A 25,503-nucleotide genomic window follows, 5' to 3' on the forward strand; every position below is an offset into this window, starting at 1 on the left:
AAGGTTTTCTCTCGCAACCACTTGTATAGACAGGTTCACATGCCAAGCAATCACACCGCCACTTCCCACGCCACATTGACCCTCACGCCCGGCAAGGTCGACCTTGCGATGCTGCGACGCATCCAGGCCGGCGGCGTGCACCTTGCGCTCGACCCGTCGGTGCAGGACGGCATGGCCAAGGCCGAGGCCGCGGTGCGCCACATCGTCGAGAACGACGAGGTGGTCTACGGCATCAACACCGGTTTCGGCAAGCTCGCCAGCACGCGCATCGGCAACGACCACCTGGCCGAGCTGCAGCGCAACCTCGTGCTCTCGCACAGCGTGGGCACGGGCGAGCCGCTGGCCGCGCCGGTGGTGCGCATGATCCTCGCGACCAAGGCGGTGAGCCTGGCGCGCGGCCACTCGGGCGTGCGGCCCGCGCTGGTCGATGCGCTGCTGGCGCTGTTCAACGCCGGCGTCACGCCCAGCATCCCGTGCAAGGGCTCGGTCGGCGCCTCGGGCGACCTCGCGCCGCTGGCCCACATGGCCTGCGTGCTCATCGGCGAAGGCGAAGCCACGCTGGCCGACGGCAAGAAGGTGAGCGGCGCCGAAGCCATGCGCAGCATCGGCCTCGAACCCTTTGTGCTCGGCCCCAAGGAAGGCCTGGCGCTGCTCAACGGCACGCAGGTGTCGACCGCGCTGGCGCTGGCCGGCCTGTTCGGCGCCGAAGACGTGTTCGCCGCCGCACTGATGTCGGGCGCGCTGTCGCTCGAAGCCATCCAGGGCTCGATCAAGCCCTTCGACGCGCGCATCCACGCCGCGCGCGGCCAGCCCGGCCAGATCGCCGTGGCCGGCGCCGTGCGCACGCTGCTCGACGGCAGCGAGATCGTCCCGTCGCACGCCGACTGCGGCCGCGTGCAGGACCCGTACTCGGTGCGCTGCATCCCGCAGGTGATGGGCGCCTGCCTCGACAACCTGGCCCACGCCTCGCGCGTGCTGGTCATCGAAGCCAACGCCGCATCGGACAACCCGCTGGTGTTCTGCGACACCGGCGAGGTGATCTCGGGCGGCAACTTCCACGCCGAGCCGGTCGCCTTCGCGGCCGACATCATTGCGCTGGCCGTGAGCGAAGTCGGCGCCATCGCCGAGCGCCGCCTCGCGCTGCTGCTCGACAGCGGCCTGTCGGGCCTGCCGCCCTTCCTGGTGCGCGACGGTGGTCTCAATTCCGGCTTCATGATCGCGCAGGTCACGGCCGCCGCGCTCGCCTCGGAAAACAAGTCGCACGCGCACCCCGCCAGCGTCGACAGCCTGCCGACCTCGGCCAACCAGGAAGACCACGTGTCGATGGCCACCTTCGCGGCGCGCCGCCTGGGCGACATGGTCAACAACACCGCGGTCGTCGTCGGCATCGAAGCGATGGCCGCCGCCCAAGGCATCGAACTCAAGCGCAAGCTGAAGAGTTCGCCGCTGGTCGAAGCGGAATTCGCCCGCATCCGCCAGAAGGTCGCGTTCCTCGAGACCGACCGCTACCTCGCACCCGACATCGAAGCCATGCGCCTGTGGGCGCTCGCGGCCGACCTGCCGGCCGCGCTGCTCGACATCCTGCCCAGCCACTCGAAGTGATCCGTACCGACCGCCACCCGACAAGGAGAACCACGCCATGAACGCACCCGACAAATTCGCCCTGAACACCCCCACCGGCGCCGATCCGCGCCATGACCCGACCCGTGTGATCCGCGCCCCGCGCGGCACCGAGCTCAACTGCAAGAGCTGGCTCACCGAAGCGCCGTACCGCATGCTGCAGAACAACCTCGACGCCGAGGTGGCCGAGCGCCCGCAAGACCTCGTGGTGTACGGCGGCATTGGCCGCGCCGCGCGCGACTGGGCCTGCTACGACCAGATCCTCGCCTCGCTGAAGGAACTGGAAGACGACGAGACGCTGCTCATTCAATCGGGCAAGCCCGTGGGCGTGTTCAAGACGCATGCCGACGCACCGCGCGTGCTGCTCGCCAACTCCAACCTCGTGCCGAAGTGGGCCAACTGGGAGCACTTCAACGAGCTCGACCGCCAGGGCCTCTTCATGTACGGCCAGATGACGGCGGGCAGCTGGATCTACATCGGCAGCCAGGGCATCGTGCAAGGCACCTTCGAAACCTTCGTCGAAGCCGGCCGCCAGCACTACAACAACAGCCTCGCGGGCAAGTGGATCCTCACGGCCGGCTTGGGCGGCATGGGTGGCGCACAGCCGCTCGCGGCCACGCTGGCCGGCGCCGTGTCGCTGAACATCGAGTGCCAGCAGTCGAGCATCGACTTCCGCCTGCGCACGCGCTACGTCGACAAGCAGGCGCGCGACATCGACCACGCCTTCGAGCTCATCAAGCAGCATTGCGACGCCAAGGAAGCCGTGTCGATCGCGCTGCTGGGCAACGCGGCCGACATCCTGCCCGAACTGGTCAAGCGCGCGAAGGCCGGCGGCCTCAAGCCCGACCTCGTGACCGACCAGACCTCCGCGCACGACCTGATCAACGGCTACCTGCCCTCGGGCTGGAGCGTGCCGCAGTGGCAGGCCGCCATGAAGGACGCGTCGCAACACGACGCCCTGAAGAAGGCCGCCGCCAAGTCGTGCGCCGTGCACGTGCAGGCCATGCTCGACTTCCAGGCCATGGGCATCCCCACGGTCGACTACGGCAACAACATCCGCCAGGTCGCGTTCGACGAAGGCGTGAAGAACGCCTTCGACTTCCCGGGCTTCGTGCCGGCCTACATCCGTCCGCTGTTCTGCGAAGGCAAGGGCCCGTTCCGCTGGGTGGCGCTCTCGGGCGACCCGGAAGACATCTACAAGACCGACGCCAAGATCAAGGAGCTGTTCCCCGAGAACACCCACACGCACCGCTGGCTCGACATGGCGCGCGAGCGCATCGCCTTCCAGGGCCTGCCCGCGCGCATCTGCTGGCTCGGCCTGGGCGAGCGCCACATCGCCGGCCTGGCCTTCAACGAGATGGTGAAGAACGGCGAGCTCAAGGGGCCGATCGTCATCGGCCGCGACCACCTGGACACCGGCTCGGTCGCCAGCCCGAACCGCGAGACCGAAGCCATGAAGGACGGCACCGACGCCGTCTCCGACTGGCCGCTGCTCAACGCACTGCTCAACACGGCCGGCGGCGCGACCTGGGTCAGCCTGCACCACGGCGGCGGCGTGGGCATGGGCTACTCGCAGCACTCGGGCGTGGTGATCGTCTGCGACGGCACCGACGCTGCCGCCAAGCGCATCGGGCGCGTGCTCTTCAACGACCCGGCCACCGGCGTGATGCGCCATGCCGACGCGGGTTACGACATCGCCGTGGCCACGGCGAAGAAGCAGGGCCTGAAGCTGCCGATGATCAAGTAAGGCCGGCAGGCGCCGCAGGTGAAGTAAAAAAGCGGGTCACCCGACACCCCACACCCGAAGGAGACCCGACGATGACCCTCGATGCTTCCGACCTGCAGCGCCGCGTGCGCGAACGCGTGGACGACGCGCTGGTGGCGCAGTTCCAGCGCGACGGCGCGGTCTGCATCCGCCAGCTGCTCACGGCCGACGAACTCGCGCTGCTGCGCGATGGCATCGAAGCGAACCTGGCGGCGCCCAGCCCGCGCGCCAAGGTCGCGAGCCGGCCCGACGACCCGGGCCGCTTCTTCGAGGACTTCTGCAACTGGCAGGAGATCGACGCCTTCGGCCGCTTCATCAGGGAGGCGCCGCTGGCGCAGCTCGCGCAGCGGCTCATGGGCTCGGACACCGTGCGCCTGTACCACGACCACCTGCTCGTGAAGGAGCCCGGCACGCGCCAGCGCACGCCGTGGCACCAGGACCAGCCCTACTACAACATCGAGGGCATGCAGAACGTCAGCATGTGGATTCCGGTCGATCCGGTGTCGCGTGCCGCCACGCTCGAGTTCGTGGCCGGCTCCCACAAGGGGCCGTGGCTGATGCCGCGCACCTTCATGGACAACCACGCCAAGTGGTTCCCCGAAGGCAGCCTCGACGACCTGCCCGACATCGAGGGCGCGCGCGAGCGCTTTCCCATCGTCGGCTGGGACATCGAGCCGGGCGACTTCGTCTGCTTCCACATGCTCACCCTGCATGCGGCCGCCGGCGTGGAAGGGCCGAACCGGCGCCGCGTGTTCTCGGTGCGCTTCCTGGGCGACGACATCCGCCACGCGCCGCGCAGCTGGAAGACCTCGCCCGATTTCCCGGGCCTGGCCGAGCGCCTGCCGGCCGGCGCGCCGATGGACGATCCGCTCTTTCCGTTGCTGGTGCGCTGAGCCTCGGTAAGACGAAGGTAGAAAGAAAAAACGCGCTCATTCCCATCGCGTGGGAATTCGGGCTTGGTCGTGAGAACGGCGAGCAAGATACTGCACGCCGCATCCACTTTCGACCGCCCAGCGATTGCCCCCGATGACGACCCCCCTTGACGCTCCCGCCCACAACGACCGCGCGCTGTTCGTGCTGTCGGTGCTGGCGCAAAGCAAGGCGGCGATGACGGCGGCCGAGCTGGTGCAGGCCACCGGCCTGTCGCAGAGCACGCTGTACCGCCAGGTCGCCACCTTGCGCCGCTGGGGCTTCGTGATGGAGTCCGAGGGCCGCTACTCGCCGGGACCGGTGAGCGTGCAGCTGGCCAGCGGCTTCGACGGCAACTCCGACCTCGTGATGGCCGCGCGCGCCGACATGCGCGTGCTGGCGCAGCAGAGCCACGAGAGCGTGGCGCTCGTCACCCTGGTGAACGAGCGCGTCGTGTGCCTGGAGATGATCGACAGCGAACAGTCGCTGCGCTGCTCCTTCGACCGCGGCCGCAGCGTGCCCGCGCGCGACGGCGCCAGCGCCAAGTGCCTGCTGGCCCACGCGCCCGACGAGGCGCGCGACCTGCTGCTCGACGGCCTGGACGAAGGCCCCGAACGCCGTGCCGAGCGCGCCGCCGAACTCGACGCCATCCGCGCCGCCGGCCATGCCGTGACCCACGGCGAGGTCGATGCCGGCGTGTGGGGCGCGAGCGCGCCGGTGCTGGCCGCGGGCCGGCGCCTGCGCGGGGCGATCACGCTGATGGCGCCGCTCACGCGCGTCGAAGGCATGGAAGCTGCATTGGTCCACATGACCGTCGTCACGGCGGCCCGCATCTCGCGCGCACTGCAGTAGTCGCCGCTTTTCTTTTTCTTTCTCCCTCCCTCACCTCCACGAAAGCCCTCCCCATGAACACCCGTCGCACCCTCGTCGCCGCCGCCCTGTCCGGCCTCGCCTTCTTCGGTTTCGCTGGCGCCGCGCAAGCCCAGGGCGAGCCGCTGCGCGTGGCCACCGACGCCACCTTCCCGCCGATGGAGTTCGTGGAAAACGGCAAGCGCACCGGCTTCGACGTGGAGCTGGTGGAAGCCATCGGCAAGACGCTGGGCCGCAAGATCGAGTGGATCGACATCGACTTCAAGGGCCTCGTGCCGGGCCTCATTTCGAAGCGCTTCGACATGGCCGTGTCGGGCATCTACATCACCGACGAGCGCAAGAAGGTCGTCGACTTCACCGTGCCGTACTACGCCGGTGGCCTCGTGGTCATGGTGAAGGACAACAACACGACCATCAAGAAGCCGGCCGACATCAACGGCAAGAAGGTCAGCGTGCAGGTGGGCACCAAGTCCGTGTCGTACACGAAGGAGAAATTCCCGCAGGTGCAGCTGATGGAAGTCGAGAAGAACCAGGAAATGTTCAACCTCGTGGACATCGGCCGTGCCGACGCCGCCGTCACCGGCAAGCCCGCCGCCTTCCAGTACGTGCGCACGCGCGGCGGCCTGAAGGTGCTCGACGAGCAGATCACCACCGAGGAATACGGCATGGCCATCCGCAAGGACACGCCCGAGCTCACCAAGGCCGTGAACGGCGCGATCGAGAAGCTCAAGGCCGACGGCACCTACGCGGCCATCGTGAAGAAGTGGTTCAGCGCCACCGCCAAGTAAGCGCGCCATGGACTTCGATTTCTCGCCCGTCTGGCAGGGCTGGCCCGACCTGCTGCGCGGCGCGCTGGTCACGGTGGAGATCACCGCCTGCGCGCTGGCCCTGGGATGCGTGCTGGGCCTGCTGGTCGGCATTGGCCGGCTGAACCCGAAGCGGCGCTGGATCTACGGCGTGTGTACCGCCTATGTGGCGGCGATTCGCGGCACGCCGCTGCTGGTGCAGCTGTTCATTCTGTTCTTCGGCCTGCCGCACTTCGGCATCCTGCTGCCGGCCTTCGTGTGCGGCGTGCTGGGGCTCGGCGTGTACTCGGGCGCCTACGTGTCCGAGATCGTGCGCGGCGCGATCCAGTCGATCGACAAGGGCCAGACCATGGCCGCGCAGTCGCTGGGCATGACGCCCGGCGTGGCGATGCGCCAGATCGTGCTGCCGCAGGCCGTGGTGCGCATGATCCCGCCGCTGGGCAACGAGTTCATCGCGCTCATCAAGAACTCGGCGCTGGTGTCGCTCCTGACCATCCATGACGTGATGCACGAAGGCCAGAAGATCATCAGCGTGTCGTACCGCTCGCTCGAGGTGTACCTGGCCATCGCGCTCGTGTACTTCATGCTCACGGGCACCATGACCCTGATCCTGCGGCATTTCGAGCAGAAGCTGCGCCAGGGCGGGTTGATGCGATGAGCGTGCAGCGTTTTTCGCGCGCGACCCTGCGCGCCACGCCCTGGAAGAACGGCGGCGGCACCACGCAGGAAATCGCCAGCTGGCCGCCAGGCGCGGGGCTCGACAGCTTCGGCTGGCGCGTGAGCATCGCCACCATCGCGTCGCCCGGCCCGTTCTCGGTGTTCCCGGGCATCGACCGCCAGATCATGCTGCTCGAAGGCGACGGCGTGCGCCTCTTCACGCACGACGGCCGCGTGTCGCACCGGCTCGACGTGCCGCACCAGCCCTTCGCCTTTTCGGGCGACGACCCGATCGACTGCACGCTGCTCGGCGGCGCCTCGAACGACTTCAACGTGATGGCGCGCGGCGGCCAGTGGCGCGCCGACGTGCAGGTGCTGGAACGCGCCGCCGACATCGCGCCCACGCCGCACGGCGTGCTGCTGGCGTTGCGCGGCGAGTGGCGCCTGAATGACGGCGAGGCCCTGGGCGAAGGCGACGGCCTGTGCTGGGCCGACGCCGCGCAGGCATGGCAGGCCGCACCGGCAAGCGACGGCGCGCGGCTGGTGGCCGTGCGCTTCGTGCCGGCCTGAGCGGCCACAGAAAAAGGAGATGACGATGACACCCCCCAGCGAATTCCCCTCGGCCGACGGCCTCTGGACCGGCCTGCGCCTGGCGCCCGGTGCGGCGCCCGGCGTCACCTTGGCGCCCGACGCCGAAGCCGCCCTCGTGGTCGCGCAGGGCACGGTCCGCTGGGTCGGTGCGCGCGCCGACCTGCCCGCCGAATTCGCGGGGCTCGCGCCGCACGACGGCGGCGGTGCGCTCGTCACGCCCGGCCTCGTCGATTGCCACACGCACCTGGTCTACGGCGGCCAGCGCGCCAACGAGTTCGCGATGCGGCTCGCGGGCGCCACCTACGAAGAGGTGGCCAAGGCCGGCGGCGGCATCGTCTCGTCGGTGCGCGCCACGCGCGAGGCCGACGAAGACACGCTGTTCGCCCAGGCCGCCGCGCGCCTCGAGCAGCTGCTGGCCGACGGCGTCTGCGCCATCGAGATCAAGTCGGGCTACGGCCTGGCGCTCGAACACGAGCGCAAGCAGCTGCGCGTGGCACGGCGACTGGGCGAGGCTTACGGCGTCACCGTGCGCACCACCTTCCTCGGCGCGCACGCGCTGCCGCCCGAATACGCGGGCCGCAGTGGCGACTACATCGACCTCGTCTGCAAGGAGATGCTGCCCGCGCTCGCCGCCGAAGGGCTGGTCGATGCGGTCGATGTGTTCTGCGAACGCATCGCCTTCTCGCTCGCGGAAACCGAACAGGTCTTCCAAGCCGCCAAGGCGCTGGGCCTGCCCGTGAAGCTGCATGCCGAGCAGCTGTCGGACATGGGCGGCGCGGCCCTGGCCGCGCGCTACGGCGCGCTGTCGTGCGACCACATCGAGCACCTGTCGGCCGACGGCATCGCGGCCATGCGCCAGTCGGGCACCGTGGCCGTGCTGCTGCCGGGCGCCTACTACACGCTGCGCGACACGCACCTGCCGCCCATCGACGCGCTGCGCGCCGCGGGCGTGCCGATGGCCGTCTCGACCGACCACAACCCCGGCACCTCGCCGACGCTGAGCCTGCTGCTGATGGTCAACATGGCCTGCACGCTGTTCCGCCTCACCGTGCCCGAGGCGCTGGCCGGCGTCACCGTGCACGCCGCGCGCGCGCTGGGCCTGCAGGACACGCACGGCGCCATCGCGCCCGGCATGCCCGCCAACTTCGTGCTCTGGAACCTGCACGACGCCGCCGAGCTGGCCTACTGGTTCGGCCAGCAGCCGGTGCGCGCCGTGGTGCGCCAGGGACGCATCGCCATCGGAGCCACCGAATGACACACACGCTTTTCGCAGCCGATGCGCTGCTGCCCGCAGGCTGGATGAAGAACGTCCTGCTGACGTGGAACGACGCCGGCCAGCTCACGCAGGTGCAGGCCGGTGCGCAACCGCCCGCGGGCGCGCAGGTGGCGACCGGCCCGGTGATCCCCGGCATGCCCAACCTGCATTCGCATGCCTTCCAGCGCGCCTTCGCGGGCCTCACCGAGCACCGCGCCGAACAGCAGGACAGCTTCTGGAGCTGGCGCACGTTGATGTACCGCTTTGCCGCGCGCCTCGGCCCGCAGCACATGGAGGCCATCGCGACCTGGCTCTACGCCGAGATGCTCGAGGCGGGCTACACCAGCGTGTGCGAGTTCCAGTACGTGCACCACGACACCGATGGGCGTCCCTACGCCGACGACGCGGCACTGAGCCGCGCGCTGCTGCGCGCCGCGCACAACACCGGCATCGGCTTCACGCTGCTGCCCGTGCTCTACCAGACCAGCGGCTTCGGCGACCAGCCGCCCACCGAGGGGCAGCGCCGCTTCATCCGCTCGACCGAATCGATGCTGCGCCTGCTCGACGCGCTCAAGCCCGACTGCGACGCGCAGGGCGCGCGCCTGGGCCTGGCGCCGCACTCGCTGCGCGCCGTGCCGCCCGAGGCGCTGCGCGAGGCGCTCGCCGGCCTGGACGCCATCGACCGCACCGCGCCGGTCCACATCCACATCGCCGAGCAGACGAAGGAAGTGGACGACTGCGTGGAGTGGAGCGGCCTGCGCCCGGTCGAATGGCTGCTCGACCACGCGAGCGTCGATGCGCGCTGGTGCCTCGTGCATGCCACGCACATGAACGACGCCGAATACGAATACGCGGCCCAGAGCGGTGCGGTCGCGGGCCTGTGCCCGACCACCGAGGCCAACCTGGGCGACGGCATCTTCGACTTCGCGCGCTGGCGCAGCCACGGCGGCGCCTGGGGCGTGGGCTCCGACAGCCACGCCAGCGTCAACGCGGCCGAGGAGCTGTTGATGCTCGAATACAGCCAGCGCCTGGGCCGGCGACAGCGCAACGTCGGCGCCAGCGCGGCGCAGCCGCACGTGGCCACCGCGCTCACGCTCGAAGCCGTGCAGGGCGGGGCGCAGGCGGCGGGCCGCGCGGTCGGCGGGCTGGCCGCGGAGCAGCAGGCCGACTTCGTCGTGCTCGATGCCCATCACCTCGCGCTGCAGGGCCTGTCGGCGCCCGACATGCTCTCGGCCCATGTGTTCGCGAGCCACCGCACCTCGGCCGTCGACGCGGTCTGGGTGGCCGGCCGCGCGCGCGTCACGGCCGGGCGCCACGCGCTGCATGGCGATGCCGCCGCCGCCTTCGTTGCCGCGCGCACCCAACTCCTCAAGGACTGAATTCCCATGGCCTTCACCACCTCCGAACCGGCGTTCCGCTTCCGCCAGGGCACGCGCCCGCTGCTGATCTCGATGCCGCACGTCGGCACGCACGTGCCGCCCGCACTGGCCGCCCGCTTCACCGACGAGGCGCGCCACGTGCCCGACACCGACTGGCACCTCGAGCAGCTCTACGACTTCGCCGACGCACTCGGCGCCTCGGTGCTCGTGGCCACGCACTCGCGCTACGTGGTCGACCTGAACCGTCCGCCGGACGGCGCCAGCCTCTACCCGGGCCAGAGCGTCACCGGCCTGTGCCCGGTCGACACCTTCGACGACACGCCGGTCTATGCGAAGCCCGAAGACCACCCGTCCGACGAAGAAGTTGCCGAACGCCGCGAGGCCGTCTGGCGCCCGTACCACCAGCAGCTGCAGGCCGAGCTCGACCGCCTCACGGCCGCGCACGGCACCGTCGCGCTGTGGGACGCGCACTCGATCCGCTCCGTGCTGCCGCGCTTCTTCGAAGGCAAGCTGCCCGACCTGAACCTGGGCACCGCCGACGGCAAGAGCTGCGACCCCGCGCTGGCCGCCACGCTGCGCGGCATCGCCGAATCGGCGCCGGGCTACACCGGCGTGCTCAACGGCCGCTTCAAGGGCGGCCACATCACGCGCCAGTACGGCAACCCGGCCGGCGGCGTGCATGCGGTGCAGCTGGAGATGACCCAGTCGAGCTACATGCAGGAAGCGCTGCCCTTCGACTACCTGCCCGACGTGGCCGCGGGCGTGAAGCCGCACGTGCGCCGCATGCTGGAAGCCGTGCTGGCCTTCGTCGATGGCGGCGCCCGGTGAGCGCCGCCATCCACGCGTTCGCGCGCCCCGAGGTGCCGCCGCTGCCGCCCTACAACGCCGGCCTGTCCTCGGACGCCGTGCGCGCGCGCTACGGCGTCAGCGAGATCGCGCGGCTGGCGAGCAACGAGAACCCGTACGGCCCCAGCCCCGCGGTGGCGCGTGCGCTGGTCGACCTGGCGGCGCGCGCGGGCACCTACCCCGACGCCAACTCCACGGCGCTGCGTGCCGCCATCGCGCAGCGCACCGGCGCGCAGCCCGGCGAGGTGGTGATCGGCAACGGCTCCGAGGACATCCTGCAGATGCTGTGCCAGGCGCTGCTGTCGCCGGGCGACCGCGTGCTCACGCAGCGCCCGGCCTTCGGCCTGCACGAGATCTACCCGCGCATGATGGGCGCGCAGGTCGAGCTGCTGACGCTCACGCCGGAACTCGGCTTCGACCTGGAGGCCTGGTGCGCCGCGCTCGCGCGCGGGCCCAAGGTGGTGATGCTGGCCAACCCCTCGAACCCGGTCGGCTGCATGTTCGATGCGGGCGACTTCGCACGCCTGCTCGCGGCGGTGCCCGCGGGCACGCTGCTGGTGGTGGACGAGGCCTACTACGAATATGCGCGGCTGGCGCCCGGCTACCCCGACGTGCTCGCCCTGCTGCGCGCATGGCAGGCGGCCGGCGAAGGCCGCGCCCCCTGGATCGTGCTGCGCACCTTCTCCAAGGCCTGGGGCCTGGCCGGCCTGCGCGTGGGCTACGGCATGGCGTCCGACGCGGCGCTGGTGCAGCTGCTCGACCGCGTGCGCACGCCCTTCAACGTGAACCTGGCGGCGCAGGCCGCGGCGCTGGCGGCCTGGGGCGACGAGGCCTTCATGGCGCAGGCGGTGGCGCGCACCGTGCAACAGCGCGAGGCGCTGGCGGCGCAGCTTCGCGCCCTGGCCGGGTCGGTCTGGCCGGGCCTGCGCATCGCGCCTTCGGCGGCCAACTTCCTGTTCGTCGACCTCGGGCGGCCCAACGCGCCAGTCAACGAGGCGCTGCTGGCGCGCGGGATCATCGTCAAGCCCTGGAAAGAGCCGGGCTTCGAGACCTTCATCCGCGTGTCGGTGGGCACCGACGCGGACAACGCGCGCTTCGTGCAGGCGCTGGCGGAGATCGCGGGCGGGCAGGGCTGACGCCGGCAAGACCCGCCTGCGCGCCGGGCCAGACCGGGGTTTTTACAATCGCGGACATGACCAAGCCCCTCATCTATACCCGCGGCCAGGCGCTGCCGGGCATCCTCGCCAACCGCATTGCCATCCTCGACGGCGCGATGGGCACGATGATCCAGCGCTTCAAGCTCACCGAAGAGCAATACCGCGGCGAGCGCTTCAAGGACTTCGAGCGCGACGTGAAGGGCAACAACGAGCTGCTGTCGCTCACGCGCCCCGACGTCATCACCGACATCCACGAGGCCTACCTCGCGGCCGGCGCCGACCTCATCGAGACCAACACCTTCGGCGCCACCACCATCGCGCAGGAGGACTACAAGATGGCCCACCTGGCGCGCGAGATGAACCTCGAATCGGCCAAGCTGGCGCGCGCGGCCTGCGACAAGTACAGCACGCCCGACAAGCCGCGCTTCGTGGCCGGCGCCCTCGGCCCGACGCCCAAGACGGCGAGCATCAGCCCCGACGTGAACGACCCGGGCGCACGCAACGTCGATTTCGAATCGCTGCGCGCCGCGTACTACGAGCAGACCGAAGCGCTGGTCGAAGGCGGCGCCGACGTGATCCTGGTCGAGACCATCTTCGACACGCTCAACGCCAAGGCCGCGCTGTTCGCGGTGGACGAGTACTTCGACAACAGCGGCCAGCGCCTGCCGCTGATCATCAGCGGCACGGTGACCGACGCCTCGGGCCGCATCCTCAGCGGCCAGACCGTCACCGCCTTCTGGCACAGCGTGCGCCATGCGCAGCCGCTGGCCATCGGCCTGAACTGCGCGCTGGGCGCGACGCTCATGCGCCCCTACATCCAGGAATTGGCGCGCGTGGCGGGCGACACCTACATCAGCTGCTACCCGAACGCCGGCCTGCCCAACCCGATGAGCGACACCGGCTTCGATGAGACGCCCGACGTCACCTCGCGCCTGCTGCACGAGTTCGCGGCCGAGGGGCTGGTGAACATCGTGGGCGGCTGCTGCGGCACCACGCCGGACCACATCGCGGCGATCGGTGCAGCGGTGGCGCCTGCGAAGGGCCGTCTCCTGAACAGCAACGGCTTCTACAAGGAAGCCGCCTGAAGCCGGGCGCCGCGCGCGCCCTCGGCTGATTGACGGCTCCCCGCCCCACGCCTACGCTGGGGCGCACAGGAGCCTCCCATGAACGCCACATCCTTCTTGCGCCGCGCTGCCTTGGGCGCGCTCGTCTTGCTGCTGCCGCTTGCGGCGGCGGCGCAGCAGGCCTTCACGCGCGGCGCGGTCAACCTGCGCGCCGGGCCCTCGGGCGACTACCCGCTGGTGGCACGGCTCGGGCCGGGGCAGCCGGTCGACGTGGTCGGCTGCACCAGCGGCTACGGCTGGTGCGACGTGGTGCTGCCCGACGGCGGGCGCGGCTGGGTCTGGGCCAGGAACCTCGACTACGCCTACCAGCAGCAGCGCGTGCCGCTGGCCACCTACGGCGCGGTCATCGGCGTGCCCATCGTGAGCTTCGTGATCGGCAGCTACTGGGCCGACTACTACCGCGACCGCCCCTGGTACGGCGACCGGCGCTGGTGGGGCCACCGGCCCCCGCCGCCGCCGATCGCAGGCTGGCGTCCGCCGCCGCCCGTGCACCCGGGCTGGCAGCCGCGGCCCTGGCCGGGGCCTGGCGTGCGTCCGCCCCACGGACCTGGGGTCCGTCCACCTCATGGACCTGGGGTTCGTCCCCCGCACGGGCCGGGCATCCGGCCGCCCGTCGACCCCGGGTTCCGCCCGCCGCGCCCGCAGCCGGGCTTCCGGCCCGGGCCGCCGCCGGGCGTGTCGCATCCGCATCCGGGCGGCGGCCGGCCCGGTGGGGGCGGCGGGGGTGGCGGAGGGCGTCCGCACGGTGGGGGCGGTGGGCACGGCGGTGGAGGCGGGCACGGCGGTGGAGGCGGGCACGGCCACGGCCACGGAAAGAATTGACCCGGCTCACACGGCCGGCGTTTCGATGCCGGCCGCCGCCTGCCGGTCGCGCGCGATCAGCGCCACGAAGCGCTGCGCGCCCAGGCCCAGCGGCCGTTCGCGCGACCACACCACGTCCACCCACAGGTCCAGCCCGTTGCTGAGGTTCTCGAACGGAATCTCGACCAGCGCGCCCGCCGCCACGTGTGGCCGCGCGAAGTTGCGCGGCAGCCAGCCCCAGCCCAGCCCGGCGGTGATCAGGCTCAGCGCGGCCAGCGCGTTGTCGGTGCGCCAGACATGCCGCGCGAACACGAAGCGCGGGTCGCTGGTGGCCAGGTCGCGCCCCGCGACCACGATCTGGCGCGTGTTGGTCAGGTGCTCCTCGCGCAGGCGCCCGCCGGCCGCCGCGCGCAGCACGGGGTGCTCGGGCGCCATCACGGCCACCATGGTGTCGCTGCCCACCTCCTGGAAGCCCTCGCGGCCGTCGAGGCTGGGGCGCTCGAACACCAGCGCCAGCTGCGCCCGGCCGCTGTGCAGCAGCGCCAGCGCGTCGGCCTGCGGCGCGGCCAGCACCTCGACCTGCAGCAGCGGGTAGTCGTCGGCCAGCGCGGCCAGCGGCCCGCTCCAGGGCGCGGCCAGCAATTCGGGCGCGATGGCCAGCGTGAGCCGGTCTTCCAACCCCTGCGTGAGCGCCAGCGCCTGCACCTGCAACTGCCGCAGCTGGGCCGCGAGCAGCCGTGCCTGCGGTTCGAGCGAGCGCGCGGCGGACGTGGGCTGGGGCTCGCGGCCACTGCGGTCGAACAGCGGCAGCGCCAGCTCGGCCTCCAGGTTGGCGATGGCCATGCTCACGGCCGACGGCACCTTGCGCAGCGCCCGTGCGGCGGCCGAGAAGGAGCCGTGGTCGATCACGGCCAGGAAGACCTCGACGTTGTCGCTGGAGAAAGCCATGGCGCCCGATCTATCAATAAAACTGAAATAAGTTAACTTTTTATATCAACTAAAAGCAAATAAAGTCCCTCCATCGCAGTCAAACACACAGAGAAACAGTCATGCAGGGCCTTCAGCGTCGGATCGTTTACATCTCCCTCTACGAGGGCATTGCCATCGTGGCGGCCAGCGCCGGCCTGGCCCTGATGTCGGACGCGGGGCTCGGCCACTCGGGCCTGCTGGCGGTGGGCGCCTCGGTGATCGCGGTGATCTGGAACCTGACCTTCAACGCCCTGTTCGAGCGCTGGGAGTCGCGCCAGGCGGTGCGCGGGCGCAGCCTGAAGCGCCGCATCGCCCACGCCATCGGCTTCGAGGGCGGCCTGATCGCCTTCCTGGTGCCGATGCTGGCCTGGGGCCTGGGCGTGTCGCTCTGGCAGGCGCTGGTGATGGACCTGGGTCTGGTGGTGTTCTTCCTGGTCTACACCTTCGTCTTCAACTGGGCCTTCGACCGCGTGTTCGGCCTGCCGGCTTCGGCCATGGGCGAAGCGCAGCCTGCGTAAGCATGCGCTTACTTAACGGATTTATCGCGCCGGCTTGGGCGCGGCGGCCGAGCGCATCGCAAGGGAACCGCTCAGGCGCAGGCGCTCGCTCTCATTGAAGAGCGTCTCGCGCAGCTGGGCCCGCTCGGCCTCGGGCGCGCTGGCGTAGCGGTCGAGCCGGGCATTCCATTCCTGGGTTTCCTGGTCGAGCGTGGCCAGGCCGCGCGCCACCTCGTAGCCGTAGGCCTCGCTGCGCGCGGCAAAGCGCTCCTGGGGGCTGGCACCGCGCGCCTGCAGCGCCTCGGTCTGGCGCATCACGTCCAGATGGGCCACCGCCTCCTTGCGCACCTCGCGCTGCGCGGGCGACAGCCAGGCCTGCTCGCTTTGGGCCAGCGCCGCGGCGCGCTGCTCGGGCGTGAGGCCGGGGTTGGACAGCAACTCCATCTTCTCGGCCATGAACCGGTCCTGCCGGATCTGGTCGCCGAACAGGCCTTCGATTTCCTCGGGCGCGAAGAACTGCCGGCGCACCGCCTCGCGCGCCTCCAGGCTGCGGCGCAAAAAGGCCGGGTCGCCGGGCGCGGGCGGCTGCAGGGTGCGCAGGGCCTCCTGCATGTCGACGTAGCGCTCCAGCAGGCCCAGCGCGCGCACACGCCAGTCCTCGCGCAGGCGCTGGGCGAGCAGGGCGGGCGCGCGGGCCATCAGCGTGGCCTTGCTGTCGGCCTGCGCTTCGGCGAGCACCTGGTCGAAGAGGGTGATGAGGTCGCTGGTGAGCAGGGGGTCGGGGGCCGTGGCAGCTTGGGGCACCGGCGGGGACATGCCGGGCACCGCGACCACTGCCGTGGTGCGCGGCGCGGCGGCCTGCGGCGCATCGGCCGCCCCGGGGCCGAGCGCCAGCCAGCCGGTCCCCGCGGCCACCAGCGCGACGGCGCCGATGGTCAAGGCCACACCGCGCATGCGCAGCGTCCTCAGAGCCCCGCGCTCTTGAGTCGCGCGGCCTGTTCCCTGAACAGCTCCGGCGGCTTCTTCTCGTAGTACGGGAACTGGCTGCCGTAGGTGTTGCCGAAGGCCTGGTTCACCTCGTCCAGGTGGTTCTGGCGGTAGTCGCCCAGGTGGGTGCCCAGGCGCGTGGTGCAGACCGCGAGCAGGCCGTCGTTGGCCTCGCCGAAGAAGAACAGGCTGCCCAGCGTCGACAGCGCCGTGTCGCTCGGGTCGAACAGGTTGAAGCTGGTCGACACGCCCGACCACGAGTAGTAGCGCACGCCGTTGGCCACGGCCGCACCGCTCTTCACGTCGCACGACGAGCCCGGCGCGGGGCGCCCCTGCGGGAACTTGGCGTCGAAGGCCGCGCCGCCCGCCGTGGTTAGCGAGGCCAGCGCGTTCAGCGGCACTTCGGGCAGCTGGCTCGGGTCCTTGCCCGAGAGAAAGCCGATCAGCCCCGTCAGCAGGCCGACGGCCTTCACCACCAGGGTCTGGCCGATGCCGCCTTCGGGCAGCTTGGCGAGCAGGTCGGCCACCTTCGAGCCGCCGTTGGCACCGCCCACCGACGTGACCGAGGCCACCATGTCGGGCGCCACCGCCGCCACGTAGCGCACCGTGGGCGAGCCCTGCGAATGGCCGATCAGGTTGAACTTGAGCGTGGGGTTCTGCTCCAGCGCGCGGATGGTCTTGAGCTCCTGCAGCAGCTGCTCGCCGCGGATCTCGGAGGTGTTGGTGCCCGACACCTGCGCCACGTACACCTTGGCGCCCGCAGCGGCCAGCCTGCCGGGGATGTCGTAGAAGTAGTCGACGCCCAGCAGGTTGTCGAAGCCCAGCAGGCCGTGGACCAGCACGATCGGGTATTTGGTCTTCGCCGTGTCGGAGGTGACGCGGGCCTCGACGCGCGTGGCGCTGTCGCCGGCGGCGGCACGCGCCGGTGGCGCATGAACCGCGAGGGCCGCGGCGGCCAGGAGGCCGCAGCTCAAGGCCACGGCGCGCATCGGGGTGGCTGCATGCTGCAACCGGACATTCCACTTCCTGGCCATCGGCGAACTCCCTTACGTTTGGTTAAAAACACGAACGTTCGTTCAGAAACGGTGGGCGCATTCTGTTGACACGTGCAGGAATGAAAACTGGGGTTTTCCCAGGGCGCAATCGAATCGACCTAAAATGCGCGACTTCCCAAGGAGCGTTGCAGCGGTTCGCCACAGAGGCGAATCGTCAGGCTTGGGGCGACAACGACGCTCGCCTGTCCGACTCTTCCGCAGGTGAGGCCATGTCCCAGATTCCCGCATCCGTTTCCGCTCCCGTCGCTCCCCCTCCCATGAAGCTGTCCGGCCTCGAGCCGGTCGCCATCGGCGAAGGCTCGCTGTTCGTCAACATCGGCGAGCGCACCAACGTCACCGGCTCCAAGGCCTTCGCGCGCATGATCCTCAACGGCCAGTTCGAGGACGCCCTGGCCGTCGCGCGCCAGCAGGTCGAGAACGGCGCGCAGGTGATCGACATCAACATGGACGAGGCCATGCTCGACAGCAAGGCCGCCATGGTGCGTTTCCTGAACCTCATCGCCAGCGAGCCCGACATCGCGCGCGTGCCGGTGATGGTCGACAGCTCCAAGTGGGAGGTCATCGAGGCCGGCCTGCGCTGCATCCAGGGCAAGGGCATCGTCAACTCGATCTCCATGAAGGAGGGCGTGGACAAGTTCAAGCACGAGGCCAAGCTGGTCAAGCGCTACGGCGCGGCCGCCGTGGTCATGGCCTTCGACGAGAAGGGCCAGGCCGACACCTACGCACGCAAGATCGAGATCTGCGAACGCGCCTACCGCGTGCTGGTCGACGAGGTGGGCTTTCCGCCCGAAGACATCATCTTCGACCCGAACATCTTCGCCATCGCCACCGGCATCGAGGAGCACGACAACTACGCGGTCGACTTCATCAACGCCGTGCGCTGGATCAAGCAGAACCTGCCCGGCGCCAAGGTGTCGGGCGGCGTGAGCAACGTGAGCTTCAGCTTCCGCGGCAACGACCCGGTGCGCGAGGCCATCCACACCGTGTTCCTGTACCACGCGATCCAGGCGGGCATGGACATGGGCATCGTCAACGCCGGCATGGTCGGCGTGTACGACGACCTCGAACCCACGCTGCGCGAGCGCGTGGAAGACGTGGTGCTCAACCGCCGCCCCGACGCGGGCGAGCGCCTGGTCGAAGTGGCCGAGACCGCCAAGAGCGGCGCCAAGGACGACAGCAAGAAGCTCGAATGGCGCGGCACGCCCGAGCACCCGGTGCACGTCAACCAGCGCCTGTCGCACGCCATGGTGCACGGCATCACCGACTTCATCGTCGAAGACACCGAAGAGGCCTACCAGCAGATCCTCGCCAAGGGCGGGCGTCCGCTGCACGTGATCGAAGGCCCGCTCATGGACGGCATGAACATCGTGGGCGACCTGTTCGGCCAGGGCAAGATGTTCCTGCCGCAGGTGGTGAAGTCGGCGCGCGTGATGAAGTCCGCCGTGGCCCACCTCATTCCCTACATCGAGGAAGAAAAGCGCCAGGACGAGGCCGCGGGCCGCGACGTGCGCACCAAGGGCAAGATCATCATCGCCACCGTGAAGGGCGACGTGCACGACATCGGCAAGAACATCGTCACCGTCGTGCTCCAGTGCAACAACTTCGAAGTGGTGAACATGGGCGTGATGGTCCCGTGCCACGAAATTCTGGCGAAGGCCAAGGTCGAGGGCGCGGACATCGTGGGCCTGTCGGGCCTCATCACGCCCAGCCTCGAAGAGATGCAGTACGTGGCCGGCGAGATGCAGAAGGACGACCACTTCCGCATCAAGAAGATCCCGCTGCTCATCGGCGGCGCCACCACCAGCCGCGTGCACACGGCCGTGAAGATCGCGCCGCACTACGAAGGCCCCGTGGTCTACGTGCCCGATGCCTCGCGCAGCGTGAGCGTGGCGCAGTCGCTGCTCTCGGACCAGGCCACCGCGTACATCGACGAGATCAACGCCGACTACGAGAAGGTGCGCACGCAGCACGCCAACAAGAAGCAGGTGCCGATGTGGCCGCTGGCCAAGGCGCGCGCCAACAAGACGCCGGTCGACTTCGCGAACTTCGTGCCCACGGTGCCCAAGTTCATCGGCCGGCGCGTGTTCAAGAACTTCGACCTCACCGAGCTGGCCAAGTACATCGACTGGGGCCCGTTCTTCCAGACCTGGGACCTGGCCGGCCCGTTCCCCGCCATCCTGAAGGACGAGATCGTCGGCACCGAGGCCGTGCGCGTGTACGCCGACGGCCAGCGCATGCTCAAGCGCCTCATCGAAGGGCGCTGGCTCAGTGCCAGCGGCGTGGTCGGCTTCTGGCCCGCCAACACGGTGAACGACGACGACATCGAGCTGTACACCGACGAGACGCGCAGCGAAGTCGCGCTCACCTGGTACGGCATGCGCCAGCAGACCGAGAAGCAGATGATCGACGGCGTGATGCGCCCCAGCCGCTGCCTGGCCGACTTCGTCGCCCCTAAGGACAGCGGCGTGAAGGATTACGTCGGCGTGTTCGCCGTCACGGCCGGCCTGGGCGTCGAGAAGAAAGAGAAGTTCTTCATCGACGACCTCGACGACTACTCGGCCATCATGCTCAAGGCCCTGGCCGACCGGCTGGCCGAGGCTTTTGCCGAAGCCATGCACCACCGCGTGCGCACCGACCTGTGGGGCTACGCGCCCCACGAGGGCCTGAGCAACGACGACATGATTGCCGAGAAGTACCGCGGCATCCGCCCCGCGCCCGGCTACCCGGCCTGCCCCGACCACAGCGTGAAGGGCCCGATGTTCGACCTTCTGAACTGCGCGGACATTGGCATGACCCTGACGGAGAGCCTCGCTATGATGCCCGCCGCCAGCGTGAGCGGCTTCTACCTCGGGCACCCCGATGCGACGTACTTCAACGTCGGCAAGATCGGGCACGACCAGTTGCAGGACCAGGCCGCGCGGCGCCGCACGAGCGAAGCGGAGCTCGAGCGCCTGCTGGCGCCGAACCTTTGAACCTGCCGGCCGGTCGGCGCGACCGGAGTGACCGGCCACGGGAGTTGATATTCAGAAGCTGATCTTTGCCGCCGCGCACTACGCCCAGTTCGCGATCTTCGTGATTGCCTGCTGGGGTGCCGGCCGCGCGGTGCTCGCGCGCCTGCGCCCGCCCTCGCGCCGCGACGCCTGGCTCGAGGCGGCCATGTCGGCCGCGCTCGGCGTCGGCCTTTACATCTGTGCCTTCCAGGCGCTGGCCATCTTCGGGCTCTTCCGCCGCGAGGCCACGCTGGGCCTGATCGGCGCGGGTGTCGTGGCCGCCGCGTGGCAGTGGCGCGGCTGGCGCGCCGAGGTGCGTGCGCTGCGCGCAGCCGCGCCCGCCACGCCGCCGTGGACCCGCTTCGAACGCATCGCCGCCATCGCGCTGGCGCTGGTCGCGCTGCCCGCGCTGGTGGCGCCGCTCGCACCGCCGGCCGCCTTCGACGAGCTGATGTACCACCTGCCGTATGCGCGCCTCGTGGCGCAGCAGGGCACGCTGGGCATCCACGACTGGCTGCGCTACCCCTGGTTCCCGTACAACTACAACCTGCTGTACGCCGCCGCGCTGCAGGTGGGCGACGACGTGTTGCCGCACTTCCTCAACGCCCTGGCGGGCGCGCTGTCGGTGCTGATGATCTTCCGCCTGGGCATCCTGCACGCCAACCGGCTCACCGCCTGCATCGGCGCGGCCATCTGGCTGGGCATGGGCGACTACGCCAACGCGCTGATCGACATGGGCGTCGCGCTGTTCGTGCTGTCGGCCTTCGTGGCGCTGTGGTGGTGGCGCGAATCCGAACCGCTGCGCGACGGCACGCGCTGGCTCTGCCTGGCGGCGTTCTGCCTCGGCGTGGCGGCGGGCTCCAAGTACCAGGCGCTGATCTTCCTGCCGCTGGTGGCGCTGTTCGTGGTGCGCCACGAGCGCCGCCTGTTGCAAGCCTGGGCGCCGGCGCTGCTGTGCTTCCTGATCCCGTGCATCTACTGGTACGCACGCAACGCGATCATGACGGGCGACCCCTTCAACCCGATCGGCGCGCGCGTGTTCGGCTTCACCGAATGGGTGCCGGCCGACTACGTGCAGCAGGTGGCCGACGTGCGAGATCACGCCGAGATGCCCAACGCGCTGATCTGGTCGGTGTTCCTCGCGCCCTTCAGCGTGTGGTGGAAGCGCTCCGCCGCCGTGCGCGCGGCGGGCTGGTTCTGCCTGTATTCGGTGGCCGTGTGGGTCGTGACCTCGCGCTATCCGCGCTACCTCATGGCCTCGTTCCCGCTGCTCGCCATGATGGCGGCCGTGGGCTGGCAGGTGCTGTTCGGCTGGATCGCGGCGGGCGTGCGCCGCCTGCGCGCAGCGCCCGCTGCAGTCGCTGCCGACGGCCCGCGCAGCGGCGCCGGCGTCGGCGACTGGATCGTGGTGCTGCTGCTGGCCGTGCTGGCCGCCGTGTCAGTGGGCCAGACGGCCACCAAGGTGTCGATGATCTCGCTCACGCCCGAGGCGCGCGAGGCCTTCCTGCGCAAGCACGTGCCGGGCTACGGCGTGATGGACTACGTGCGCCGCAACGTGACCGGCCGCGTCTACCAGATTGCGCTGAACGAGGCGATCTACTACGGCCCCAACCCGATCTGGGGCGACACGCTGGGGCGCTGGCGCTACCGCGACTACCTGCTGATGTCGCCCGGCGACACGGCGCGCAAGCTGGCGGCCGAGGGCTTCACCACCGTCGTCATGTCGCCCGAGATGGTGAAAGTGCTCAGCGTGCGGCCCGGCTTCGACCAGTACTATGGCCTGCTGCACGACCAAGACGGCAGCCGCGCCTACCGACTCCTTCCGACGACCGCTCCATGACGACCGACCACCGACCCGCCCCCGTGTCCGCCATGCCGCGCATTGCCGCCGTCATTCCCTGCTTCAACGAGGCCCTGGCCATCACCCAGGTGATCGAGGGCTTCCGCGCGGCCCTGCCCGGCGCCGAGATCCACGTCTTCGACAACAACTCCACCGACGACACGGCCGCCGTGGCCCGCGCGGCCGGCGCGATCGTCACGCACGTGGCCGCGCGCGGCAAGGGCAACGTGGTGCGGCGCATGTTCGCCGACGTCGAGGCCGACATCTACGTGATGGTCGACGGCGACGCCACCTACGACACCACCGCCGCGCCGCGCCTCATCGCGCGGCTGATCGAGGGCAACCTGGACATGGTGGTCGGCAGCCGCGTGGACGACGGCCAGGACGCGCTCACCTACCGCGCCGGCCACCGCTTCGGCAACTGGCTGCTCACGGGCACCGTGGCGCAGCTCTTCGGCGGCGGCCTCACCGACATGCTCTCGGGCTACCGCGTGTTCTCGCGCCGCTATGCCAAGTCGTTCCCCGCGCTGTCGCAGGGCTTCGAGATCGAGACCGAGCTGACCGTGCACGCGCTCGAGCTGCGCATGCCCTACGCCGAGGAAGCGACCGCCTACAGCACGCGCCCCGAAGGCTCGCACAGCAAGCTCTCGACCTACCGCGACGGCTGGCGCATCCTGAAGACCATCGGCAAGCTGTTCGTGAGCGAGCGGCCGCTGCAGTTCTTCTCGATCGTCGCGGCCGTGCTCGCGATCGCAGCGCTCGCGCTGGCCCTGCCGCTGTTCATGACCTACGCCCACACCGGCCTGGTGCCGCGGCTGCCCACGGCGGTGCTCGCCACCGGCGCGATGCTGGCGGCGCTGCTGTCCTTCGTCTGCGGCGTGGTGATGCACACCGTCACGCTCGGCCGGCAGGAGGCCAAGCGGCTGCGCTACCTGGCGCAGCCCTGCGTGCGCGAGAGCTTGCGCAAGAGCCTGCGCGCGCACTGACGGCGGCGCGATGAAGATCGGGCGCGAGTTCCTCTCGTTCGCCGTGGCCGGCGTGATCGGCTTCGTGGTGGACGTGACGGTGCTCTACCTGCTGGCGCCGCTCTTGGGGTGGTACGGCGCGCGCGTCGTGTCGTTCCTGGCCGCCGCCACCACCACCTGGCTCTACAACCGCCGCTACACCTTCGCGGCGAGCGCGGCCGGCGCCGCCACGGGGCGTTCGGTCTGGCGCGAATACCTGGGCTACCTCACGACCATGCTGGCCGGCGCCGTGCTGAACTACGGCACCTACGTGCTCACGCTGCACTGGGTGGAAGGCCGCTGGGCCGCCGCGCTCGGCGTGGCGCTGGGCAGCATCGCGGGCCTGGGCGCCAACTTTCTCTCGGCGCGCTACCTGGTCTTCCGCTCGCACCGCAGCGGCGGCTGAGGCCGCCGCGGGGCGCGTGCACTCAGGTTCAGTGCCCGCCCGACACCACCACCGGGATCTCGGTGGCCGGCGGCGTGTTGCGGCTGCGGCCGCAGCGCACGAGGCCGTCGATCATCACCATGCCCACGCCCGGGATGTCGCCCAGCTGCACGCTTTCGAGCAGGCCCGGCGCGGGCGAATGCTGGGCGCGGTCCATGAACACGAAGTCGGCCGCGCGGCCCACCTCGATCAGGCCGCAGTTGAGCTTGCGGATCTTCGCCGTGTTGCCGGTGGCGAAGCAGAACACCAGCTCGGCCGGGATGTTCGCGATGGACGACAGCATCGCCACCATGCGCAGGATGCCCAGCGGCTGCACGCCCGAGCCCGCGGGCCCGTCGGTGCCCAGGATCACGCGGTGCGGGCACTTCAGTTCGAGCGCCGCCCGGGCCGCCGCGATGGCGACCTTCTCGTTGCCGTTGTGCACGATCTCGATGGCGCGCGACGATTTCTCGCACAGCTCGCAGACATGCGCCTCGGGCAGCGAGGTGTGGCCGCCGTTGATGTGGCCGATGATGTCGGCGTCGGCCTCGAGCACCACGTCCTTGTCGATCAGGCCCGAGCCGGGGATCGAGGGGCCGCCCGTGTGGATCGTGCTCTGGATGCCGTACTTGCGCGCCCAGGCCACCATCTCCTTGGCCTCGTAGCCGGCCTTCACCGAGCCCAGGCCCACTTCGCCCAGCAGGCCCACGCCGGCTTCGGCGAGTTCCTTGAAGTCGCTCTCGACCATGCCCTTTTCGATGACCGGCGCACCGGCGAGCACCTTCACGCCGCCGGGGCGGAAGTTGTCGAAGGCGCGCTGCGCGGTGATGGCCAGCGCCTTCAGACCGACGATGTCCTTCGGGCGGCCGGGCAGGTGCACCTCGCCGGCCGAGATCATGGTGGTCACGCCGCCGTGCATGGTGGAGTCGATCCAGCCGATCTGGCCCTGGCGCGGCGTCCAGTCGCCGAACACCGGGTGCACGTGGCTGTCGATGAGGCCGGGTGCGACGCAGGTCTTCTTCGCGTCGATGACGGTGACGGCGCCTTCGAGGTCGCAGTCTTTCTCCTTGCCGACCGCCACGATCAGGCCGTCGTTCACCACCAGGGTGTCGGCGTCGAGGATGGGCTTGTCGATGTCGCCCGAGAGCAGCAGCCCGATGTTCTTTATGACGACCTTGCCCGACTTTGCGCCGGCTGCGATTTCTGCCATTTCGTTGTGTCCTCGTCGTGGGGTGGGGAAGGGGTGCGGTTGTCCGATGCCTCGTCCGCGCGCACGGTGCGCAGCAGGGTCTCGATCACGAAATCTTCCCAGTGCGCGACGGCTTCCGGCGACTCCAGCGGCTCGCCGAGGAAGGCCGTGAGCGTGTGCCGGTTCGAGGTGTAGAAATAGCCGGTGGACGCGATCAGCAGGTAGATGTCGCGCGCCACGAGGTCGGTGCGGAACAGGCCCTGGGCCGCGCCGCTGGCAAGGATTTCCGAAATGATGGCCACCGCCCGCGACGAGTACTCGCGCGCCCGCAGCGACTTCGAGATGTGCCGGCCCTTGTGCAGGTTCTCGGTGTTCAGCAGCGTGACGAACTCGGGGTTCTTGCGGTAGTAGCCGAGCACGAAGCGGATGACTTCGGTGAGCGCTTCCACGGGCCGCGAGGCGTCGAGCGCAATGGCGGCTTCGGCATCGTCCATGCGCTGGTAGATGCCTTCGAGCACCGCGATGAACAGGCCCTCTTTGCTGCCGAAGTAGTAGTAGATCATCCGGTCGTACGACTTGGCGGCCTTGGAGATCTTCTCCACGCTGCCGCCGTCGTAGCCGTACTTGGCGAACACCTTGGTCGCCGCCTTGAGGATGCTGTCGCGCGTGGCCTGGGCCGCGGCCTCGCGCACGCCGGTGCGGCGCTGGGGCTTGGGCTTGCTGACGGAGCGGGAGTCGGCCATCGTGCGCGCAGCGCCTGTGTGTCGG

General features: G+C 70.0%; 23 protein-coding genes and 1 riboswitch. Of the genes, 18 read left to right on the forward strand and 5 right to left on the reverse strand.

Annotated elements, in window-relative coordinates; all coding sequences use genetic code 11:
- The first annotated feature begins 39 nt into the window (after positions 1 to 39).
- From hutH to ACAM42_RS01095, 13 genes are all read left to right on the forward strand, one after another.
- Positions 40 to 1,602, forward strand: a complete 1,563-nt coding sequence (hutH, locus tag ACAM42_RS01035; protein ID WP_095951037.1) for a histidine ammonia-lyase — start codon at positions 40 to 42, stop codon at positions 1,600 to 1,602.
- 37 nt (positions 1,603 to 1,639) lie between these two features.
- Positions 1,640 to 3,367 carry a urocanate hydratase gene (gene hutU / locus ACAM42_RS01040; RefSeq protein WP_070064049.1) on the forward strand — a complete coding sequence of 576 codons (1,728 nt, stop codon included), beginning with the start codon at positions 1,640 to 1,642 and terminating at the stop codon, positions 3,365 to 3,367.
- A gap of 71 nt (positions 3,368 to 3,438) precedes the next feature.
- Entirely contained in the window at positions 3,439 to 4,278 is an 840-nt protein-coding gene (locus tag ACAM42_RS01045; protein ID WP_139703358.1) for a phytanoyl-CoA dioxygenase family protein, read from the forward strand.
- 133 nt (positions 4,279 to 4,411) lie between these two features.
- The gene (locus tag ACAM42_RS01050; protein WP_139703361.1) at positions 4,412 to 5,146 is read left to right on the forward strand and encodes an IclR family transcriptional regulator; all 735 of its coding nucleotides are present in this window, start codon (positions 4,412 to 4,414) and stop codon (positions 5,144 to 5,146) included.
- 53 nt (positions 5,147 to 5,199) lie between these two features.
- A complete protein-coding gene (locus ACAM42_RS01055; protein ID WP_062482279.1) occupies positions 5,200 to 5,952 on the forward strand; it encodes a transporter substrate-binding domain-containing protein in 753 nt (250 codons plus the stop codon).
- 7 nt (positions 5,953 to 5,959) lie between these two features.
- Entirely contained in the window at positions 5,960 to 6,628 is a 669-nt protein-coding gene (locus tag ACAM42_RS01060) for an amino acid ABC transporter permease (protein ID WP_062482282.1), read from the forward strand.
- Complete coding sequence (locus tag ACAM42_RS01065; RefSeq protein WP_369630856.1) at positions 6,625 to 7,197, forward strand: HutD family protein; 573 nt, start codon at positions 6,625 to 6,627, stop codon at positions 7,195 to 7,197. Before ACAM42_RS01060 ends, ACAM42_RS01065 begins: the two co-directional genes overlap by 4 nt.
- 25 nt (positions 7,198 to 7,222) lie before the next feature.
- On the forward strand, positions 7,223 to 8,473 hold the full coding sequence (gene hutI, locus ACAM42_RS01070; RefSeq protein WP_369630857.1) for an imidazolonepropionase: 1,251 nt from the start codon (positions 7,223 to 7,225) through the stop codon (positions 8,471 to 8,473).
- On the forward strand, positions 8,470 to 9,852 hold the full coding sequence (locus ACAM42_RS01075; protein ID WP_369630858.1) for a formimidoylglutamate deiminase: 1,383 nt from the start codon (positions 8,470 to 8,472) through the stop codon (positions 9,850 to 9,852). The genes hutI and ACAM42_RS01075 overlap by 4 nt, the downstream gene beginning before the upstream one ends.
- Before the next feature lie 6 nt (positions 9,853 to 9,858).
- On the forward strand, positions 9,859 to 10,680 hold the full coding sequence (gene hutG, locus ACAM42_RS01080; RefSeq protein ID WP_369630859.1) for an N-formylglutamate deformylase: 822 nt from the start codon (positions 9,859 to 9,861) through the stop codon (positions 10,678 to 10,680).
- Positions 10,677 to 11,834 carry a histidinol-phosphate transaminase gene (locus ACAM42_RS01085; protein ID WP_369630860.1) on the forward strand — a complete coding sequence of 386 codons (1,158 nt, stop codon included), beginning with the start codon at positions 10,677 to 10,679 and terminating at the stop codon, positions 11,832 to 11,834. Before hutG ends, ACAM42_RS01085 begins: the two co-directional genes overlap by 4 nt.
- A gap of 56 nt (positions 11,835 to 11,890) precedes the next feature.
- Positions 11,891 to 12,940 (forward strand): homocysteine S-methyltransferase family protein, encoded by a 1,050-nt coding sequence (locus ACAM42_RS01090; RefSeq protein ID WP_070064057.1) that lies wholly within the window; start codon positions 11,891 to 11,893, stop codon positions 12,938 to 12,940.
- A gap of 78 nt (positions 12,941 to 13,018) precedes the next feature.
- The gene (locus ACAM42_RS01095) at positions 13,019 to 13,801 is read left to right on the forward strand and encodes an SH3 domain-containing protein (protein ID WP_369630861.1); all 783 of its coding nucleotides are present in this window, start codon (positions 13,019 to 13,021) and stop codon (positions 13,799 to 13,801) included.
- A gap of 6 nt (positions 13,802 to 13,807) precedes the next feature.
- Here ACAM42_RS01095 and ACAM42_RS01100 read toward each other — a convergent pair whose 3' ends face one another.
- Positions 13,808 to 14,728 carry a LysR family transcriptional regulator gene (locus ACAM42_RS01100; RefSeq protein WP_369630862.1) on the reverse strand — a complete coding sequence of 307 codons (921 nt, stop codon included), beginning with the start codon at positions 14,726 to 14,728 and terminating at the stop codon, positions 13,808 to 13,810.
- 101 nt (positions 14,729 to 14,829) lie between these two features.
- Here ACAM42_RS01100 and ACAM42_RS01105 point away from each other — a divergent pair, with 101 nt between their 5' ends.
- Positions 14,830 to 15,267 carry a PACE efflux transporter gene (locus ACAM42_RS01105; RefSeq protein WP_062473998.1) on the forward strand — a complete coding sequence of 146 codons (438 nt, stop codon included), beginning with the start codon at positions 14,830 to 14,832 and terminating at the stop codon, positions 15,265 to 15,267.
- A gap of 21 nt (positions 15,268 to 15,288) precedes the next feature.
- Here ACAM42_RS01105 and ACAM42_RS01110 read toward each other — a convergent pair whose 3' ends face one another.
- Positions 15,289 to 16,200, reverse strand: a complete 912-nt coding sequence (locus tag ACAM42_RS01110; RefSeq protein WP_369630863.1) for a lipase secretion chaperone — start codon at positions 16,198 to 16,200, stop codon at positions 15,289 to 15,291.
- Positions 16,201 to 16,211: 11 nt separating this feature from the next.
- Entirely contained in the window at positions 16,212 to 17,267 is a 1,056-nt protein-coding gene (locus ACAM42_RS01115) for a triacylglycerol lipase (protein WP_235926910.1), read from the reverse strand.
- A 132-nt stretch (positions 17,268 to 17,399) separates the two neighbouring features.
- A riboswitch (S-adenosyl-L-homocysteine riboswitch) is annotated at positions 17,400 to 17,475 on the forward strand.
- Positions 17,476 to 17,545: 70 nt separating this feature from the next.
- Here ACAM42_RS01115 and metH point away from each other — a divergent pair.
- The 4 genes from metH to ACAM42_RS01135 all read left to right on the forward strand — a co-directional run bounded on the left by metH (position 17,546) and on the right by ACAM42_RS01135 (position 23,528).
- Positions 17,546 to 20,260 (forward strand): methionine synthase, encoded by a 2,715-nt coding sequence (gene metH, locus ACAM42_RS01120; RefSeq protein ID WP_235926909.1) that lies wholly within the window; start codon positions 17,546 to 17,548, stop codon positions 20,258 to 20,260.
- A 100-nt stretch (positions 20,261 to 20,360) separates the two neighbouring features.
- The gene (locus tag ACAM42_RS01125; RefSeq protein WP_369630864.1) at positions 20,361 to 22,118 is read left to right on the forward strand and encodes an ArnT family glycosyltransferase; all 1,758 of its coding nucleotides are present in this window, start codon (positions 20,361 to 20,363) and stop codon (positions 22,116 to 22,118) included.
- Positions 22,115 to 23,104, forward strand: coding sequence for a glycosyltransferase family 2 protein (locus tag ACAM42_RS01130; RefSeq protein ID WP_369630865.1), 990 nt, complete (start codon positions 22,115 to 22,117; stop codon positions 23,102 to 23,104). Before ACAM42_RS01125 ends, ACAM42_RS01130 begins: the two co-directional genes overlap by 4 nt.
- A gap of 10 nt (positions 23,105 to 23,114) precedes the next feature.
- Positions 23,115 to 23,528, forward strand: coding sequence for a GtrA family protein (locus ACAM42_RS01135; RefSeq protein WP_070063556.1), 414 nt, complete (start codon positions 23,115 to 23,117; stop codon positions 23,526 to 23,528).
- Positions 23,529 to 23,556: 28 nt separating this feature from the next.
- Here the strand turns inward: ACAM42_RS01135 and ACAM42_RS01140 are convergent, their stop codons facing one another.
- Together ACAM42_RS01140 and ACAM42_RS01145 are read right to left on the reverse strand one after the other, a co-directional pair.
- Positions 23,557 to 24,756: an amidohydrolase family protein gene (locus ACAM42_RS01140; protein WP_265298794.1), complete on the reverse strand. Its 1,200-nt coding sequence runs from the start codon at positions 24,754 to 24,756 to the stop codon at positions 23,557 to 23,559.
- Positions 24,711 to 25,478 (reverse strand): TetR family transcriptional regulator, encoded by a 768-nt coding sequence (locus ACAM42_RS01145; protein ID WP_307638564.1) that lies wholly within the window; start codon positions 25,476 to 25,478, stop codon positions 24,711 to 24,713. Before ACAM42_RS01145 ends, ACAM42_RS01140 begins: the two co-directional genes overlap by 46 nt.
- Between the last annotated feature and the right edge of the window lie 25 nt (positions 25,479 to 25,503).

The sequence above is a fragment of the Variovorax sp. V35 genome, from assembly GCF_041154465.1.
GTDB classification, from domain to species: domain Bacteria; phylum Pseudomonadota; class Gammaproteobacteria; order Burkholderiales; family Burkholderiaceae_C; genus Variovorax; species Variovorax boronicumulans.

Excerpts from the sequence above, each read along its gene's own strand:
- hutG (WP_369630859.1), top strand. The coding sequence starts at position 9,859 with ATGGCCTTCACCACCTCCGAACCGGCGTTCCGCTTCCGCCAGGGCACG.
- ACAM42_RS01140 (WP_265298794.1), bottom strand. The coding sequence starts at position 24,756 with ATGGCAGAAATCGCAGCCGGCGCAAAGTCGGGCAAGGTCGTCATAAAG.
- ACAM42_RS01100 (WP_369630862.1), bottom strand. The coding sequence starts at position 14,728 with ATGGCTTTCTCCAGCGACAACGTCGAGGTCTTCCTGGCCGTGATCGAC.
- ACAM42_RS01095 (WP_369630861.1), top strand. The coding sequence starts at position 13,019 with ATGAACGCCACATCCTTCTTGCGCCGCGCTGCCTTGGGCGCGCTCGTC.
- ACAM42_RS01055 (WP_062482279.1), top strand. The coding sequence starts at position 5,200 with ATGAACACCCGTCGCACCCTCGTCGCCGCCGCCCTGTCCGGCCTCGCC.
- ACAM42_RS01115 (WP_235926910.1), bottom strand. The coding sequence starts at position 17,267 with ATGGCCAGGAAGTGGAATGTCCGGTTGCAGCATGCAGCCACCCCGATG.
- ACAM42_RS01050 (WP_139703361.1), top strand. The coding sequence starts at position 4,412 with ATGACGACCCCCCTTGACGCTCCCGCCCACAACGACCGCGCGCTGTTC.
- hutI (WP_369630857.1), top strand. The coding sequence starts at position 7,223 with ATGACACCCCCCAGCGAATTCCCCTCGGCCGACGGCCTCTGGACCGGC.
- hutH (WP_095951037.1), top strand. The coding sequence starts at position 40 with ATGCCAAGCAATCACACCGCCACTTCCCACGCCACATTGACCCTCACG.
- ACAM42_RS01045 (WP_139703358.1), top strand. The coding sequence starts at position 3,439 with ATGACCCTCGATGCTTCCGACCTGCAGCGCCGCGTGCGCGAACGCGTG.
- ACAM42_RS01075 (WP_369630858.1), top strand. The coding sequence starts at position 8,470 with ATGACACACACGCTTTTCGCAGCCGATGCGCTGCTGCCCGCAGGCTGG.
- ACAM42_RS01105 (WP_062473998.1), top strand. The coding sequence starts at position 14,830 with ATGCAGGGCCTTCAGCGTCGGATCGTTTACATCTCCCTCTACGAGGGC.
- ACAM42_RS01145 (WP_307638564.1), bottom strand. The coding sequence starts at position 25,478 with ATGGCCGACTCCCGCTCCGTCAGCAAGCCCAAGCCCCAGCGCCGCACC.
- hutU (WP_070064049.1), top strand. The coding sequence starts at position 1,640 with ATGAACGCACCCGACAAATTCGCCCTGAACACCCCCACCGGCGCCGAT.
- ACAM42_RS01130 (WP_369630865.1), top strand. The coding sequence starts at position 22,115 with ATGACGACCGACCACCGACCCGCCCCCGTGTCCGCCATGCCGCGCATT.
- ACAM42_RS01060 (WP_062482282.1), top strand. The coding sequence starts at position 5,960 with ATGGACTTCGATTTCTCGCCCGTCTGGCAGGGCTGGCCCGACCTGCTG.
- ACAM42_RS01065 (WP_369630856.1), top strand. The coding sequence starts at position 6,625 with ATGAGCGTGCAGCGTTTTTCGCGCGCGACCCTGCGCGCCACGCCCTGG.
- ACAM42_RS01135 (WP_070063556.1), top strand. The coding sequence starts at position 23,115 with ATGAAGATCGGGCGCGAGTTCCTCTCGTTCGCCGTGGCCGGCGTGATC.
- ACAM42_RS01110 (WP_369630863.1), bottom strand. The coding sequence starts at position 16,200 with ATGCGCGGTGTGGCCTTGACCATCGGCGCCGTCGCGCTGGTGGCCGCG.
- metH (WP_235926909.1), top strand. The coding sequence starts at position 17,546 with ATGAAGCTGTCCGGCCTCGAGCCGGTCGCCATCGGCGAAGGCTCGCTG.
- ACAM42_RS01090 (WP_070064057.1), top strand. The coding sequence starts at position 11,891 with ATGACCAAGCCCCTCATCTATACCCGCGGCCAGGCGCTGCCGGGCATC.